This is a genomic window from Vibrio chagasii (genome assembly GCF_002954585.1).
In the GTDB taxonomy this organism is placed as follows: Bacteria; Pseudomonadota; Gammaproteobacteria; order Enterobacterales; family Vibrionaceae; genus Vibrio; species Vibrio chagasii_A.
Genome location: NZ_MSCI01000001.1, coordinates 1,068,756 through 1,085,858, shown reverse-complemented (window position 1 = coordinate 1,085,858; position 17,103 = coordinate 1,068,756). Strand labels below are relative to the sequence as shown.

At 43.8% G+C, this 17,103-nt stretch carries 11 protein-coding genes; 6 read left to right on the top strand and 5 right to left on the bottom strand.

The genetic code is table 11. From position 1 onward, the window contains the following. Positions 1-71: 71 nt before the first annotated feature. Positions 72-1,403 (bottom strand): MFS transporter, encoded by a 1,332-nt coding sequence (locus BTO10_RS05185; protein ID WP_105023809.1) that lies wholly within the window; start codon positions 1,401-1,403, stop codon positions 72-74. A gap of 317 nt (positions 1,404-1,720) precedes the next feature. On the opposite strand from BTO10_RS05185, the gene BTO10_RS05180 reads away from it, so the two are divergent. Next, positions 1,721-2,470 carry an AraC family transcriptional regulator gene (locus BTO10_RS05180; RefSeq protein ID WP_105023808.1) on the top strand — a complete coding sequence of 250 codons (750 nt, stop codon included), beginning with the start codon at positions 1,721-1,723 and terminating at the stop codon, positions 2,468-2,470. Between the two features lie 100 nt (positions 2,471-2,570). Then, positions 2,571-3,764, top strand: coding sequence for an MFS transporter (locus tag BTO10_RS05175; protein WP_105023807.1), 1,194 nt, complete (start codon positions 2,571-2,573; stop codon positions 3,762-3,764). A gap of 143 nt (positions 3,765-3,907) precedes the next feature. On the opposite strand, the gene luxN is transcribed toward BTO10_RS05175, so the two are convergent. Beyond that, positions 3,908-6,523, bottom strand: coding sequence for a quorum-sensing autoinducer 1 sensor kinase/phosphatase LuxN (luxN, locus tag BTO10_RS05170; RefSeq protein ID WP_105023806.1), 2,616 nt, complete (start codon positions 6,521-6,523; stop codon positions 3,908-3,910). Positions 6,524-6,529: 6 nt separating this feature from the next. Continuing rightward, the gene (locus tag BTO10_RS05165) at positions 6,530-7,708 is read right to left on the bottom strand and encodes an acyl-homoserine-lactone synthase (protein ID WP_105023805.1); all 1,179 of its coding nucleotides are present in this window, start codon (positions 7,706-7,708) and stop codon (positions 6,530-6,532) included. Between the two features lie 420 nt (positions 7,709-8,128). Here BTO10_RS05165 and BTO10_RS05160 point away from each other — a divergent pair, with 420 nt between their 5' ends. Both BTO10_RS05160 and BTO10_RS05155 read left to right on the top strand, forming a co-directional pair. Next, positions 8,129-10,558 (top strand): M9 family metallopeptidase, encoded by a 2,430-nt coding sequence (locus tag BTO10_RS05160; protein ID WP_105023804.1) that lies wholly within the window; start codon positions 8,129-8,131, stop codon positions 10,556-10,558. Between the two features lie 205 nt (positions 10,559-10,763). Then, positions 10,764-11,156, top strand: coding sequence for a cystatin domain-containing protein (locus BTO10_RS05155; RefSeq protein ID WP_105023803.1), 393 nt, complete (start codon positions 10,764-10,766; stop codon positions 11,154-11,156). Between the two features lie 102 nt (positions 11,157-11,258). Here the strand turns inward: BTO10_RS05155 and BTO10_RS05150 are convergent, their stop codons facing one another. Together BTO10_RS05150 and BTO10_RS05145 are read right to left on the bottom strand one after the other, a co-directional pair. After that, positions 11,259-11,855 (bottom strand): hypothetical protein, encoded by a 597-nt coding sequence (locus BTO10_RS05150; RefSeq protein ID WP_105023802.1) that lies wholly within the window; start codon positions 11,853-11,855, stop codon positions 11,259-11,261. A 232-nt stretch (positions 11,856-12,087) separates the two neighbouring features. Continuing rightward, positions 12,088-13,686, bottom strand: a complete 1,599-nt coding sequence (locus BTO10_RS05145; RefSeq protein WP_105023801.1) for an isocitrate lyase — start codon at positions 13,684-13,686, stop codon at positions 12,088-12,090. A gap of 129 nt (positions 13,687-13,815) precedes the next feature. Between BTO10_RS05145 and BTO10_RS05140 the strand changes: the two genes are divergently transcribed. Both BTO10_RS05140 and BTO10_RS05135 read left to right on the top strand, forming a co-directional pair. Further along, the gene (locus BTO10_RS05140; protein ID WP_008215742.1) at positions 13,816-14,769 is read left to right on the top strand and encodes a LysR family transcriptional regulator; all 954 of its coding nucleotides are present in this window, start codon (positions 13,816-13,818) and stop codon (positions 14,767-14,769) included. Positions 14,770-14,887: 118 nt separating this feature from the next. Next, the gene (locus BTO10_RS05135; RefSeq protein ID WP_105023800.1) at positions 14,888-17,071 is read left to right on the top strand and encodes a malate synthase G; all 2,184 of its coding nucleotides are present in this window, start codon (positions 14,888-14,890) and stop codon (positions 17,069-17,071) included. Positions 17,072-17,103 lie beyond the last annotated feature (32 nt).

The following is a 17,103-nucleotide window of genomic DNA, read 5'->3' as shown; positions in this document are numbered from 1 at the left end:
AATAAGAAGTGATATAGCCTATTTATGGGTAGGGGAATCACCTCATTTTTAAGTTGCTGTTACGTTATATTTCAAAAGATTGGTGTCTTCTTGTTTTTGAAGTAGAACCATCCGCTGATTAATACGAACAGAAAGGTGAAGTAATAGCAGAACGAAGATAGCGACGCCAAGAACGCAAGGTTTTGCTCAATCTCTTGCTCGGTGTAATTGTTAGAAACTAATTTGTAGTAGTAAGCATACAAAATACCGATCAGCCCATATCCGAGGTTAAACATCAAACCTTTGAAGCTAAGAACCGTGGCTCGGTTATGCGACTCGGTTTTTTTGTTTAAGTGGTAGCTTATGAAAATGTTCATCGTCATGATGATAAAGATCAGTACCAATGCAGGAATCACCCCATAGATTGACCAGCCCAAACTGATCCAATGATAGGTAGCGATACTTGCTAAGCCCATGACGGTAATAAAGGTTTTCGGCTCGATACTTTCTGCCAGTCTGCGGCTTTGACCCGCTAAAATGATTTTTAATAGGCTGATTCCCGCGCCAATAAAACCGAAGTAAATAATTGGAATATCGATGGCAAGATAGTATTGGCTGTTCATAGTGAGGAACATGCGCGATGTGTGTTCGAACAGGCTGTAGTAGAGCAGTATGAAAAGCACGTAGGGCGTAGCGAGTACCCACTTACCTGTGTCAGCAGTGAGCTTGAGGCTAGCCATAGTTGTGGCTAATTTCGTTTGACCATTTGGTATTACTTTCTTTTCTTCACACATATTTACCGCAGCATAAATCGCGAGTAGTGCAACTAATAAGGTGGCGAATACAGGAATACGCATTAGGTCTTTGGTGCTTTCTGGTGCGCTTAACCCTAGAGCATGGAAAATGTTCGTCATGAAGTTAACATCGTACATGGCAGCACCAATTAAGGTGACAAAGATGCCGACGCTTGAGGCGATACGAAGCTGAATCTGTAACACACGAGGCCACAGCTCCTCATTGCCTTGTTCTTTTAAAGTGTCATACGCCAGTGCCTCATCAGCACCACTTGCCAATGCCATGGCTAACCCGCTGAGTATCCGGTTGACTAAAAAGACCATGAACACCAAGTTTGGGTTTTCGGTCGGCACTAAGGCAATCATGGCGATTTCAACAAACATCACTAGGGAAGAGAGTACCACTAGCTTCTTACGACCCAAGGTGTCAGCAAATGCGCCAGATGGGACTTCAGCAAGCACAATGGTCGCCGCCCACACTACGTTAAGCATGGCAAATTGCGAAAGGGTTAGGCCGTAATCTAAGTAGAGTAGAGTGAATACTGGGTAATAAAAACGCGCAAAGTAGCTGCTTCGAAACATTAGGAAGTAGCGAACATTGGGAATTTTTAGGATTTCTTTGAGCGTCATGATGAATTAGTCGATTAAATAACACATTATTATGTATAACTCTTTTCTCCTTTTAAATCATGAAATTGTTCAAAAATGATCGATGCCTGACCTATTGAGAGAGAATTGAACAGGCGTGGCTCTTATATGTTCCTTTTTGAAGTATAGCGACTAGGGGACCTGCATTGTTCCGACCTATTGTCGTGTCATCGATAAGAGTTGTCGTAATATATAAATTATTCCGCGTTTATCTGAGGTAGTGTCAGAGAACTAGACTCGATTCACGATGACTTGAGAATATGAATGGAATGCCGATTCACAACAGGAGTGATACTTGGATGCATCTTAATGAAAGGCTGGGGGAGATAATTAATTTGGATGATCATCAGGTGATGGTTAAACATTATGAATCTCATTATTCGAGTGAGATTCACAGCCATGAATACTCGCACTTAGTTTTTATACATCAAGGGTGTCAAATTATCTCTACTGACAAGGATAGTTTGCTCTCTATGCCCGGCTCTTTAATTTACATTCCAGCTGGCGTACCACATCGTGCCGATGCCTTAAAGCAGTCACAGGTCTCCTTACTTCGCCTACCACTAGGTTCAATCCCTGAACTATCCGAAATATGTATCTTGGATATTTCTCCCATCGTTACTCAACTTTTCAGCTTATGGGAAAATGGCGGTCCGGAGCCAAAGCTTGAGCCTCATTACATTCAGGTTCTCATGGATCAATGCACCCTCTGTAAGGCAGTCCACAATCCGCTAATTGCAAAGGAAGGTATGGACAGAAGGCTGCTACCGGTAATTGATGCACTATCAAATAAGCCGAGTATTAAGTTATCTATCTCAAACTTGTCTAAACAAACAGGGGCTTCTGTACGTACTTTAAACCGACTTTTTCTGGCTAGTTTCAAAGCATCTTTCAGGGAGATTCGCCAAAAAGTAGTGATGGAGCGTGCTGAGAAAATGATGGCAAAGGGGATTAGTGCTACTGAAATTGCATTCGAACTTGAGTACTCAAGCCTATCTGCTTTCTCTACTGCATTTAAAGAACATCAGAAAAAAGCACCCCAGAATTAAACTTGGCGTAAATTGTAAACATCGTGGCGCTTCACCCAAAAACTTAGTTTGAGGATCTTTTTAATATGATGCTCTGTTCTTAACGTTCATGGGAAATCGAGTGTCTAAAATAACTATTATATTTATCAGCATCTTAATGGCATCGAGCTATTTTTTTGCGTCGAGTATGTATACGCCAAGCTTTCCAGATATACAAAGTGAACTGCGCACATCAGAGGCGTTAGTACAGCAGACTTTGAGTCTGTTTTTTATCGCTTTAGCATGCAGTCAGCTAATTTGCGGACCGTTATCCGAGCGGTATGGACGAAAGCCCGTCGCAGTTCTTTCATCTGTGATTTTTGTTATTGGTTCGATGACATCTCTTATGGCTGACAGCATAAATGTTCTATTGCTGGGCAGGGTAATCCAAGGCTTAGGTGTTGGTGGCCTTTATCTACTTTGCCGCACTATCCTTCAAGACGCATTCAGCAAGTCGGAACTCATGGGGATACTTGCTTGGTATGGGATTCTATTTATGAGCCTACCTGGTCTAACGCTCATTTTTGGGGGATATCTCACTCAGCATTTTGGTTGGCAAGGTAATTTTGTCTTCATGGTATGTTTATCGACTGCAACGCTATTGATTATTGCAGTCATGAAACGTGAAACGATCAGTCACAAGAATCGAGATGCCATTAAGCCAAAACAGATACTAAAAGACTATGCTTTCATAACATCGAACGTCACGTTTCTGTGTTATTTGGCAATGATGTTTAGCGGGACAAGTTGTCTATTACTTTTCCAAGTAACAGGTTCTTTTGTTGCTCAGAATCAGTTTGATTTGACGGCCGCGGATTATGGCGTTGGGTCAATGGTTTTGATAGTGAGTAGCGTAGTATCCAGATTAATTTGGAACCAGTTTCTGAAACATCGTATCAGCGAAAATATGACTTTAGTCTATGGTGGTCTGATTCAGGTTTTGGGTAGCGTTGTCATAACATTAAGCCTTTTGCTGCATAGCTATTCAATAATGTTATTTGGGTTTGCGGTGATGGCTTTTGGTTCCGCATTTTTACTCGCAATAGCAGGCGTTTCGGCATTGTATTTGTTTCCAAATCACAAGGGGCAGGTTGGTGCTATCTACGGTGCTCTTCAGATGATTGGAGCATTTGGTTTTACGTTTTGTTTATCCCTCGTTCCAGCAACTCACGAGGTGATGGTTTTGAGCTGCTGGTCATTGTCTCTGATTAGCTGCGTTGCAATTATTATTATGTACATGTGCCAGCGAAAAACGTATGAAGTACCGGTCGCTTAACCAAGTTCGAGTTAGATAACTGATTGAGTTGACAATTTGACCACTTAATTTGTGCCCACAAAAAATCCCCTCAAAATAAACTCCTGAGGGGATTTTTGATTAACTATTGATGCGCTTATCAGCCACCAACAATTGGTAACCAACTATTCACTTTCCGCTTCTTTGGAAGCCTCTTTTACGGTGTTTTTGTACAGCCATTCGTCGAGCACAACCTGCAGTGCGTCTAGTGAGGTTGGCTTCTCTAGGCGGGCATCCATTAACTGTTCGATCGTCTCTAACTCACGCTGGCCTGACTCACCAGAAAGGGCGATGATAGGTGTGTTAGGTGAGCGTGCTTTGATGATCTGACTTGCTTCAAAACCATTCATGACTGGCATTTGTACATCCATTAATATCAAATCGACGTGATTTTTTCTAAACAGTTCGATGGCATTTTCCCCATTTTTTGCTTGTAGGCTGTTTACGCCCAGTCTGCTTAGATACATTTGAACTAGGGTGCGTTGCACCTCTTTATCGTCAACGATGAGCACGGTTGGGGCTATGCTATTCGTAGTAACTTGTGTCGCTATTGCATCGGATTTTTTTTCTTCAGTTCTGATTTTTTGGGGCTGCAAGACGGCTTCATTGGCTTTTTCGACATGGGGCTGGCTTTGCTGCCAGTCGTTAAAGTAAGGTGTCCGTAAGGTGTCCGCTTTTGGTGCATTGGGTACCACAGGGAAATAAAGATGGAACTCAGTAAATTTACCGCGCTCGGATTGACACTCAACTCTGCCGCCAAATGAACGCATTACTCGTTGACAGTAGCCTAACCCCAAGCCGCTACCACCGCTTTTCTGGTAAGAAAAGAAGTCGTCGAAGATCTTGTGTCTAATCGCTTCATCAATACCTGGCCCTGTATCTCTGAAAGTGAGGATATTTTCGTAAGAACCGACTTGGGTACTGATTTCGATTTGGCTATCTGGGTACGAATCAAAATAGTAAATTGCGTTTCGGATAAGATTGAAAATTACAAAATTGAATAAAGTTTCGTTTAAATTTGCGACAAAATCAGTGTGTTGAGGCAAGCGAATTCGCTCGATGATCTTCTCGTTTTCAAACCCGTAGTGGCTGACTGCTTGATCTATTGCTTTGTGGATTGAAGTCATTGTGACAGGCCCGTGCTCAAGTGAGCTGTCGCTAACCTCTCGTAATATAATATCAATTAGTTGTCGCCCGCGCTGAACGGCCGCTTGTCCATTTTTAATGTCAAGTTGGACCTGCTTTTCTGGGGCTTGGTTTTCGATATGCTGTTTCAAGACCTCGAAGTGAAGTTGCACTTGAGCAAGTGGGTTACGCATCTCATGAGCTATGGAGTTGGCGAGTGCTCGGCTTTGGCGGACTCGTCTATCGGCTTCTATGGTACTTTGAACGCGGGCCAGTAAGGTCTGTAGGGCTGAGATCTCTTCATTGGAGAACATTTGATCGTTGCTTTTGTGCGACGAGACCAGTAAATGTGTAACAGACTTCCCTTGCCCAAATAGCGGCATTACCAAGGCGGTATTGTTCAAACTCATCTTGTCATACAGCGCTTTGAGCGAAAGTTTGGAGGGTGCTTTGTAATCCAGCTTTTGAGATAACTCGTCGAACACTAGCACTGACTCGTTTGTTGAAAGGTAGTCTTCGTAGAAGGTTTCGTTGTAGCTGCTGTTAACAAGACGAAGCTTGTCTTCAGGGATTTGCAATAGTTGACCCAAACGGCGCATTGCATCGTCAATCGATAGCTTAAAATCTTCTTCTAAATCGAGGATTTGTTGTACTGGAGTTTTCTTTTTTCCATAAACGAAGAAAGACGCATAGCGACTGACACGTTTGTAGATCAATTGCCAGATGATACCGATCATCGCACAGATTGGGATTGCGATTAACCATTGGTTATCGTCAGTCTGGGGGATGAATATCGCGCCGAATGGAACTGCTAAAATCATGCACACCAAAAGTGTATTAAGACCAAGGTAAGCAAGGTATTTCACGCTGTAAAAACGTGAAGTCAGCAGAGCATAGCCAACAAACATCATCTCGCTAATGGATAGTGCGGGAGGTAGCCAAGTTAGCGAAAAGTCTTTGAGGAAGTAAGTCATTCCGACTTGTATCGCCAGAGTGGATAGCATGTAGACCATTATCCCAGAGATCATGTAGCTAGTTTTTGTGAGTGTTAAGCGATTACTATTGACCCTCATAGCTAGTAGGTTGAATAAAGTGAGTAGCATAGAGCAAAGCATAGCGTTGAAAAAGTATGAGGTGTGTGGCCCAAACTCTATACTGAACTGACTTGGTCCTAGTACTTCCACGTACTTAACTGTCTGATCTTGTTGTAAGTTTACACATAATGAATATGTAACCAGTAGGCTGAAGGTGAGACGTTGCCAAAAGTAAACGTTGTCTTTTCTCTGCTCTGCGTGTAGTTGACATGAGAAGTAAAAAGCAAAAGCAAAAGCCAAAGAAGAGGCAATGTTTGCAAACTTAGCCATGAAGATCGCTGTATCCATCCCCAAAAACACAAGTAAGTCAGTATGGAAATATGCATTACATCCTATCCATGCGATTATACAGCAGGAATAAGCAATATAAGATGCATGATGTGATCGCCAAATACTTTCATTTTTTTGTCGCAAGCGAATGCAATAGTAAAATAGCCACATTACAACAATTGCTAAAGTTGCAAGAAGGATAATTGCTTTCGCATAGGAGATGGTTTCTAAGTTAAAATCAAAAACGTTCATTGTTGACTACCACGTACTGTTTTTGTTTTCACGAAGCATACGTCGGTAGTCACGAAAGTTAACTTGCTCAAACGCTCTTAACATGAGTTTAATATTCCACAGCCCGCGATAGGTCTTCGTGCCATTTCCATTTAAATCACATACGCCTAAATGAAAGTAAGCTTGGGGGCCGATTGCTTTGTAAAAGTCGAGTATCAATGGTTGATCAATTATGGTGAAGCCTATTTTATAGTTGGCTTGGTATAAAAGATTAATCATTTCTTTTTGTGCAAGATAGAGGAAGAAGAGCTTTTGTGTGGTATTCCCGTTGACGGTTAGACGAAGTATTTCACAAAGCACCAATGTATCGGATATCTGTAACTGGAAGTGATGATCAAACTGCACAATAGAATTGCATTGCGATAGATCTGGCGGTGTAAAGAGTTTCAATCTTGTCAGTTCATCATAGCTGCGAAGTGGCATAGAGTATTGCCAGTGTTCATTACTGAAGGGAGGCGCATAGCTTAACCAAGTGTCCTTGGTTGACCAGTCTTGCAGAAGTGCCGAGGATACTAGTGTTGGAAACGCTTCATCTACTGGGTGCTTGAGTAAGATAAAGTGTTTACCAGATTGCGAAAGGTGTAATAAAGGCAGCATTTCATACCATTTTTCACCTTTTATGAAGATCTCTAGATTACTTAAAGCAATTGCATCATTGATGGGCATGGCTTGTGGATGACACGGTGTTTGCACCATGAGTGAATCTGACTCGATGTGCTCAATGATCGCGCCATAATACGCGGAATCTTTAATAGGTAACTCGATACGTGAGTTGGGAGGAGCGCTCAGTGGTGATCTTGCCTTTATTACGGCAATCTCGCATTCGCACCAAAAGTCTAACCATGACATATAACATTGGCTTGCGGCCTTCTCTAGCAAAACCAATTCAGAGGACAAAGTGCTTGGATATCGCTGAATGAGATCGCGATAGTCCATCAACTCAAACAACACTGACAAGCTTTTGTTTTGATGCTCCGGGAACAAAGATTCCAGGAGGTTTCGTCGATAGTCAGTAACGGTTTGAAAAAGAGTTGTACGTTGTTGTGGCTGATAAGTATTGATTATGAGATCTATCAATGTATGTTGCTTTATTTCGATAGACTCATCGCTGGCCAACAGCGAGTCTAAAGATGACAGTAATTTCATGGTGTGAGCCTAGCCTAGGTTTATATAATTATTTTTATTCGATCTGCACTTATTTTCTGACACTTATATTATGTAAGCCTTGAACTAACGTTATTTTCGTTGTGTATAAATAACGTTGCTTGTGTCTATGAAATGAAAACAAGTTGCGTAATCGAGCGCAAGTCTACTACTTGCGTATTTTCTTAACAACCGAACTTTCTCTAGTTTATATAGTGCTAAATTAGTTTTTTCTCAATAACTTAGGTGGTATTTACAATTCTAACTTAACATGCAGCCCGCGAGCATAAACCTTTGGTTTTATAAACTGATACCAAATATCTATTTTTTGAAGCAATCTCATAATTAATACGTAACTAAATTCACCTTTATAATTATGGGGAATATAACGACGAGTTAACCATACAATCAATAAATACAATTATGCTTCATACTCGTTTATTTCCACGTCCTCGCTTGGCGCTCGCTTGCTTACTTTCTAGTGCATCTACTTTCTCTTTTGCTCAAAGCCAATGTGAGGTGCCTGAACTTCAGCTGTCACCAGATCTTGCTCATGCGGTTTCATTAGCCGACAACAGTTGTTATAGCTCTTGGTTCTCTGCATCAAAAAGTTCGTTAACCAATATCTACAGTGAAAACAGCCTGACCCAAGTTAGTCATTTACTGAACTTAGAGATAGCCCGTTACCAAGGCGAAGCTGACCAAGCACGCAAACTTGAAAACTTGGGTGAATTTGTTCGTGCAGCTTATTACGTTCGTTATAACGCGCAGGCGGAGGAATTTTCTGAGGAATTAAGCGAGCGCTTTGCACACTCAACTAATGCATTCCTTGCTAATCCGAATTCGCTAAACCAAGGGAGAGAACAAGTTGGTGCGCTGAAGAGCCTGACATTAATGGTCGACAACGTGAAGCAACTTCCACTCACTATGGATGCACAACTTGCGGCACTTAGCCACTTCAACCGTGAAACGGCGTTAGACACACACTGGGTCGATGGGCTTAATAATCTATTCAGAGCGATGGCCGGGCATGCCGCTCGGGATGACTTCTACGATTACCTAGCAAACAACACTCAACACATAGAGACACTAGCGAAATTTGCTCGCGACAATCGATGGGCTTTGGATACAGATGCAAGTTTTCTGGTTTACAACGCAGTTCGCGAGACTGGGAGATTGCTAGCAAGCCCAGATAAAGCGACCAAAGATAAAGCGTTACAAGTGATGCAAGATGTGATGGCGCAAAATCCATTGGGTAGTGAGCAAGACAAACTGTGGCTAGCGGCGGTAGAAATGCTGGGATACTTTGCACCAGAGGGTTTGAACGGGCTCGATCTTGAACAAGCGAAACGCGACGTTGCTCGACGTATCTTACCTAACCGCTACGAGTGCCAAGGCCCTGCTATTCTGCGCTCTCAAAATTTAACCGAGTTACAAGCTGCAAAGGCATGTGATGTATTGGCGGCAAAAGAGGCAGATTTCCATCAAGTGGCTAATACTGGGCACCAACCGGTGGCTAATGACAACAATAATAATGTTGAGATCGCGGTATTTGGTAGCAAAGGTAGCTACGTTGACTACTCTTCATTCCTGTTTGGTAATACGACAGCTAACGGTGGTCAGTACTTAGAGGGTAATCCGGCTGACTTGGAGAATGTAGCGCGCTTCGTGGCTTACCGATTCGACGATGGTGATGAGCTATCTATTCTGAATTTTGAACATGAATATACGCATTACCTAGATGCACGCTTCAATCTACATGGTTCATTTGATGATAACTTGGCTCATGGTTATGTAGTGTGGTGGTTAGAAGGCTTCGCTGAATACATGCACTATAAGCAAGGCTACGATGCTGCAATTCGCTTGATTAATAGTGGCAAGATGCGCCTATCGGATGTGTTCGCGACCACTTACTCTCATGATTCTAATCGTATTTACCGATGGGGATATTTAGCGACACGTTTTATGCTAGAGGAGCACCCCAACGAAGTGCAAGGCTTACTGGCACTGTCTCGCTCTGGTCAGTTCGCTGACTGGGCAAAGCAGGTTAAAGTGTTTGGCCAGCAGTACGAGGGTGAGTTTAAGCGTTGGTTAGATACAGTAGCGGGCGAGCCAAAACCAGAACCCGGAGAACCAACTGAGCCGACAGAACCAAGCGATCAAATTAAGGCTCTTGTCGTTAACCAAGATGTGGTGTTGAGCGGTAAAGCGTACACTGAGCAACTGTTCTACATCGACGTACCTGAGAGCACCACTCATTTTGAGGTATCAATTGTAGGGCAAGCTCAGGGGGATGCAGATCTCTACATGAGCTATAACCGCACTGCGCATTACTATGATTTTGAGTTCAGTCAATATGGCAGTGGCAGCAATGAGATGGTGACATTTGAGTCAGAGGCAACGGGATATATTAAGCCCGGTCGTTACTACATGAGTGTTACGGGACGAACTGAATTCAACGGGGTGAAGCTACTTGCATCGTTGGAAACAGAGCCATCCGTTCCACCAACTCCAGAGCAAGATGACCTAACGCCTGTGGTATTAGAATCTGGTAACACTCACCTGTTTACGGTTCATCAACAACGTTACGCTGCTGTTTATGTTCCAGAGGGAGTGCGAGAGGTTCGCGTATGGTTAACCGATCAAAACAGTGGTTCAACAGAACAAGGCAATGTTGATCTGTTTGCGAGCCGTGCATATTGGCCAACCGCTGGGCAGCATGACTATGCGTCGGATTATCGTGGCAGCAATGAGTATCTACAAATACCAGTGACTGAAGAAGGGTACTTACATTTCTTGTTAAGTGCAGGACAGCAAGGTGATGATGTCGAGATGTTGGTCTATTTTCATTAAGGCACAAATCTCGAATAGGTGAAATAACAAGCCGAGCATGAATACTCGGCTTTGTTTTCTGACAGTTTTCTGTGTTTATAGAGTAGTTACACCATAATCTCTGATGAAGTGATGACATTAGCAGTTTAAGCTTGTAAGCATATGAAACACTGAGATAACGGTGTGGTCACTTGTTAAAACTGAATGATTTATTTAGTGAGGATTTATGAAGAAAGCACGATTAACATCACTACTTGGAGTAGCGACTTTAGTTGGCGTGGTTGCTCTGGCTGGATGCAGTCAGAATGGTGAAGTGATGAACCAATCACAAGAGAATACGAATCCGATCTGTAGTACTAAAAACCTAACAGGTGGTTGGTCGAAAAGTGAAGTCACACCACAAGCTGAGCAAGCGTTAGACGCTGTGCTTAGTCAAATGAACACGTCTGCAAAGCTTAAACAGATTTTGAGCGTTCGAACTCAAGTTGTGGCTGGTTTGAATTATGCGATTGAGTTTGAAATGGATAATGGTGAAGTGTGGAATACGATTGTATACCGCTCTCTACAAGGCGATATCGAAATGGTTCAGGCCGCGCAGCAAGGGCGCTTGTGCCAATAGCCTCAATGAGATATCGAACATAATATCTCACACAAAAATGGCTCCCGACTGGGAGCCATTTTAATTCTGGTTAGCGCTTTATCTCGAGCTCGTAACGGTTTATTACGCCTCAGATAATTCAGGTTCTGATACTTTGCTTTCGGATAACTCCACAACGCAAGCTCGGCTGATGTCTTCATCGATGTACGCCATGCCCAGTTTGTTCAGGTACTCCATGCGGTCTGCAGTACGAAGATCGATATCTGGGCCTGCAATGTCGTTCTCTTGGTAAACCTTAGCGAGGTGCGCCATGAACTGTTCGCCAACACTCATCATCAGCAAGCTCATTGCACCAACGTCTGGTCTTACTTTAGCGCGTTGCTTTTCAGATAAATTCACCTCTAAGACAACAGGTTGCTCCTCACCTTCGAAACGAACGCTGCGCTCTCTCACCGTTTGTTGTGCCCAGTAGTACGCAAGCTCTTTACTCTGAGTTAGGAAGACCGGCTCTACAGATTCGGTGTAGTTATTGCCGATGGTTGCCATGGTTTTTACGGCGGCTTGGTTGAGTGCTTTATCGCCCGAGCGTCTTAGCCCTTGGCCTTTAATGGAAGCGATTAATGCTGAAGAGGTTCCGTGATACCAAGTATCACCTGTTGCGAAACCATTCTCTGTTAGCAGTGTTTTTGCATCTTGTAGGTGTTTAGGTATTGAAGTCATAGGCGCTCTCAATCAAAAGAAATTTCAACAAACAGGAATCTCATAAAACATGAATACAGTTAGCTTAAACTGAAGTTGCTCACTTGGCCGTAGGTTAGGGCACAAATCTGAGACTTTGAGATAAAGCCGGCAGTACAAGCCTTATCTCAAAGCCTTCCCCCGGATCTTACCGAAGTAAGAGAGAAGGGCGGGGGAGGCTTTAGTTTTAGTGGCTAATCAAAAGTGCTAGCGATTAGTCAAATTGGTGTGAAGTATTCAACTCACCCGCAGCTTTCAGCGCATTCTCTCCTGCAAAGTACTCTTTGTGATCATCACCCATATCTGAACCAGACATGTTTTGGTGTTTAACACATGCGATACCTTGACGGATTTCTTTACGTTGAACGTTAGCAACGTAGCCCAACATGCCTTGGTCACCGAAGTACTCTTTTGCAAGGTTGTCAGTAGACAGCGCAGCCGTGTGGTAAGTCGGCAGAGTAATCAAGTGGTGGAAGATACCCGCTTCACGAGAAGCATCTGCTTGGAACGTACGGATCTTGTCATCAGCACGCTTAGACAGCTCAGTTTCGTCGTATTCAGCACTCATTAAATTCGCACGGTCGTATGCAGAAACGTCTTCACCAGCTTCAACCATCGCATCGTATGCTTGTTGGCGGAAGTTTAGCGTCCAGTTGAACGATGGCGAGTTGTTGTATACTAGTTTTGCATTAGGGTGTACTTCACGAACGCCATCCATCATCTCTTTGATTTGGCCGATGTGAGGCTTCTCTGTTTCAATCCAAAGCAGGTCAGCACCCGCGTTGATTGCTTCAATACAGTCGAATACACAACGGTCTTCACCAGTACCTTGACGGAATTGGTATAAGCCAGATGGTAGACGCTTAGGACGTACCAGCTTGCCTTCACGGTTGAAGCAAACGTCGCCTTGTTTCATGTCAGCTACATCGATCTCTTCAACATCTAGGTAAGAGTTGTAGATGTCACCTTGGTCGCCAGGCTCTTTCACTACTGCGATTTCTTTTGTTAGACCAGCACCTTGTGAGTCGGTACGAGCAACGATGATGCCATTGTCGATGCCTAGCTCAAGGAAAGCGTAACGAAGTGCACGAAGTTTCGCGTGGAAATCAGCGTGAGGTACGGTTACTTTGCCGTCTTGGTGACCACATTGCTTCTCATCGGCAACTTGGTTCTCGATTTGTAGACAACAAGCACCAGCTTCAATCATCTGCTTAGCCATTAGGTAAGTTGCTTCTGCGTTACCGAAACCAGCATCGATATCTGCGATGATTGGCACTACGTGTGTTACGTGGTTGTCGATTTGGTCTTGGATGCGATCTTGTAGGTCAACATCACCTGCTTCACGAGCTGCATCTAGTTCACGGAATAGACCACCTAGTTCACGTGCATCTGCTTGACGAAGGAAGGTGTATAGCTCTTCAACTAGCGCTGCAACTGATGTTTTCTCGTGCATTGATTGGTCTGGTAGTGGACCGAACTCTGAACGAAGTGCTGCAACCATCCAACCAGAAAGGTATAGGTAGCGGCGATCTGTTTTACCATCAAAGTGCTTCTTAATAGAAATCAGCTTTTGTTGGCCGATAAAACCGTGCCAGCAACCTAGAGACTGAGTGTATTGAGAGCTGTCTTTATCGTAAGCCTCCATATCCGCACGCATGATATCTGCCGTGTATTGTGCGATATCTAGACCTGTTTTGAATTTGTTTTGAGCTCGCATACGAGCAGCAGATTCAGCATCGATTGCATCCCATGAAGCACCTGCAGCGCTTTTTGCAACTTCTATCATTTCGATATCTTGTGTAATTTGCGACATAACTATTCCTTAGTTTCACGTGGGTATGGTTGCCAACTTGGCTTGGATTAAAACTTTGCTATGGACAAAGAATAATCATGCATGTGATAATTTTGTTAATTTATAGTTATTATATTCGGTATTTTTTATATGAATATTGCTCGTATAGACCTTAATTTACTTGTGTATTTAGACATGTTGCTACGTGAAAGAAACGTTACGCGAGCAGCGAATCAGTTGGGGATTACTCAGCCTGCAATGAGTAATGGACTGCGCCGATTACGCGATTTACTTGAGGATCCGTTGCTGGTTAGGACAAGTGAAGGGATGGTGCCAACCGAGCGTGCGCAAAAGTTGCAACCTTTGATTCGCAACATCTTGGCGAATGTAGAAAAGACCTTGCAACCGACGACAGAATTTAACGCAGAAGACAGTGAGCGCGTATTTCGTATCATGGCGAGTGACTATGCTGAATCCACAATTATTCAGCCGTTATTAAAAAGGTTGAGTGAGATAGCGCCGAAAATACGCCTCGATATTATGACTCCAAGTGACGTCAGTTATCAGGATGTAGAGCAGGGTACCGTTGATATCATCATTAACCGCTTCGACGATATTCCCCAGTCCTTTCACCAGATGAGCCTATGGCACGACGGCTTCTCTTGCTTGTTTAGCTGCGACAATCCGATAGCTGACAATTTCGATATTCTTTCTTATTTAAAAGCGCAACACATTTGGGTGAGCAAAACCGGCATGGGTACGGGGGTTGGGATTAACCCAAGTGAAGCGCAGAAATTAGGTTGGATCGATGAAGCGCTAATGCGTATTGGTAAAACCCGAAACATTACTGTGTTTACTCGACACTACCTGTCAGCGATTCTATTCGCGCAACAGAAAAACCTAATCCTTACCATCCCAACCAAAGCAGCACAGCTGCAACGCAACAACCCTAAGTTATTGATCAAACCGGCTCCTTTTGCCATCGAACCTTTTGAAGTGAAGATGGCGTGGAGCCCCTTATTACAAACCAATCCAGACCACCAGTGGATGCGCCGCTTGATCAAAAGTGTCGCCAATGAAATCGAAAGTGGTGTGACAGAATAACCCTATCTTTAGGGTATTTCTTGTGTGAATGTCCATTATAAGTGGCATAAATTAGCTAAATTTTCGTCAGTTACGTAAATTTAAGTGAGTAGTCAGTGATTAACTTGAGAGAGATTTTATGAGCAGTCGTATTCAACAGGGAAGCTTGAACATAGATAGCACCCTCTACCAACTAGTTAATGAGCAGATCATCCCTGGCACGGGTATTCTTGCAGAAGACTTCTGGCAGTCATTTGCAACCATCCTCAAAGATCTGGCACCAAAGAATCGTGCATTGCTTATCAAGCGTGAAGATCTCCAACATCAAATCGATGTATGGCACCAAGAACGCACTGGTCAAACACTGGATGCTGCAGAATATAAACAGTTCCTACAGCAGATCGGCTACCTAGTACCTGAAGGCGATGACTTCCAAGTAACGACTGCCAATGTTGAGCCTGAAATCGCAACGCAAGCTGGGCCGCAGCTTGTGGTGCCTATCATGAACGCGCGATTTGCACTTAACGCAGCAAACGCGCGCTGGGGCAGTCTATATGATGCGCTCTACGGCACAGACGTGATCAGCGAGAGTGATGGCGCAGAGAAAGGCGGTAGCTTTAACCCGGTACGTGGTGCCAAAGTGGTGAGTTATGCTCGTGGTTTCCTTGATGATGCCGCACCGCTCAATGGCGTTTCTCATAAAGACGTGACCAAATACAGCATCAGCAATGTGAGCATCGGCAACACGCTTACGGCGACTCTCGATAACGGCGAAGAAGTCACGCTAATCGACCGCAATCAATTTATTGGTTATCAAGGTGACGCTAGTGCGCCGTCATGTATCCTGCTTAAACACAATAACCTTCATATCGAAATTCAAATCGATCCTAGTGCGCCAATCGGCAGCGTTGATGCAGCCGGTATTAAAGATGTGCTTGTGGAATCAGCACTGACTACCATTATGGATTGCGAAGACTCAGTAGCCGCCGTAGATGGTGAAGATAAGGCATTGGCTTACCGCAATTGGTTAGGCTTGATGAAAGGTGACCTACAAGAGTCGCTAGAAAAAAATGGCAAAACTATTGTTCGTAGCCTGAATCCAGATCGCCAATACACCAGCGTAACGGGTGGTGAGATCTCGCTTAAAGGTCGAAGCATGTTGTTTGTTCGTAATGTTGGTCATTTAATGACGAACCCTGCGATCATTGATGATGAAGGGAATGAAGTCCCTGAAGGCATCATGGATGGCATGATTACTTCACTGATCGCAATGCATGACTTGAAAGGTAACAGCCCGTACCAAAACTCGACCGCTAACAGCATCAATATCGTAAAACCTAAGATGCACGGTCCTGAAGAAGTGGCATTTACCAATGAGCTTTTTGGTCGCATTGAAGATGCATTAGGTCTTGAGCGCTTCACGATTAAAGTCGGCATTATGGACGAAGAGCGCCGCACCTCTGTGAACTTGAAAGAGTGTATCCGCGCCGCTAAAGATCGTGTTGTGTTCATCAACACAGGTTTCTTAGACCGAACGGGTGATGAGATTCATACGAGTATGGAAGCGGGTCCATTTGCTCCTAAAACACAACTGAAAACTATGACATGGATTGGCGCTTACGAAGATCAAAACGTTGATCTGGGCTTAGCTTGTGGCCTGCAAGGTAAAGCCCAAATTGGTAAAGGTATGTGGCCAGAACCAGATAACATGGCGAAGATGATGGATGCCAAAATTGGTCATCCACAAGCGGGTGCTAATACCGCTTGGGTTCCTTCCCCAACCGCTGCCACGTTACACGCATTGCACTACCACAAGGTCAGTGTACCGAGTCGCCAAAAAGAGCTGCGCGAGCGTGTGAGAGCGAACGTTGACGATATCCTTACCATTCCTCTACTGGGTAATCAAAAGCTGACTGCACAAGACATTCAAAATGAATTGGATAACAACACGCAAGGCATTCTAGGTTACGTAGTGCGTTGGATTGACCAAGGTGTAGGTTGTTCGAAAGTTCCTGATATTAATAATGTAGGACTCATGGAAGACCGTGCCACGCTGCGTATTTCGAGCCAGCACATTGCAAACTGGTTACGCCATGGCATTTGCGATGAAGCCCAAGTGATGAAAACGATGAAGCGCATGGCTGCTGTTGTTGATGAGCAAAATGCTGGGGATCCAAGCTACCAGAATATGGCGCCTAATTTTGAAAACAGCATTGCGTTTTCTGCAGCGTGTCAGTTGGTGTTTGAAGGCTGTGCTCAGCCAAGCGGTTATACCGAGCCAGTACTCCACGCTATGCGCTTGAAGCTGAAATCACTTAAGTAGCAAAACAACTGGATAATAAGAAAGAAAAGAAT

Coding starts and splice junctions, on each gene's coding strand:
- BTO10_RS05185 (WP_105023809.1), bottom strand. CDS start 1,403: ATGACGCTCAAAGAAATCCTAAAAATTCCCAATGTTCGCTACTTCCTA.
- BTO10_RS05180 (WP_105023808.1), top strand. CDS start 1,721: ATGCATCTTAATGAAAGGCTGGGGGAGATAATTAATTTGGATGATCAT.
- luxN (WP_105023806.1), bottom strand. CDS start 6,523: ATGAACGTTTTTGATTTTAACTTAGAAACCATCTCCTATGCGAAAGCA.
- BTO10_RS05165 (WP_105023805.1), bottom strand. CDS start 7,708: ATGAAATTACTGTCATCTTTAGACTCGCTGTTGGCCAGCGATGAGTCT.
- BTO10_RS05160 (WP_105023804.1), top strand. CDS start 8,129: ATGCTTCATACTCGTTTATTTCCACGTCCTCGCTTGGCGCTCGCTTGC.
- BTO10_RS05155 (WP_105023803.1), top strand. CDS start 10,764: ATGAAGAAAGCACGATTAACATCACTACTTGGAGTAGCGACTTTAGTT.
- BTO10_RS05150 (WP_105023802.1), bottom strand. CDS start 11,855: ATGACTTCAATACCTAAACACCTACAAGATGCAAAAACACTGCTAACA.
- BTO10_RS05145 (WP_105023801.1), bottom strand. CDS start 13,686: ATGTCGCAAATTACACAAGATATCGAAATGATAGAAGTTGCAAAAAGC.
- BTO10_RS05140 (WP_008215742.1), top strand. CDS start 13,816: ATGAATATTGCTCGTATAGACCTTAATTTACTTGTGTATTTAGACATG.
- BTO10_RS05135 (WP_105023800.1), top strand. CDS start 14,888: ATGAGCAGTCGTATTCAACAGGGAAGCTTGAACATAGATAGCACCCTC.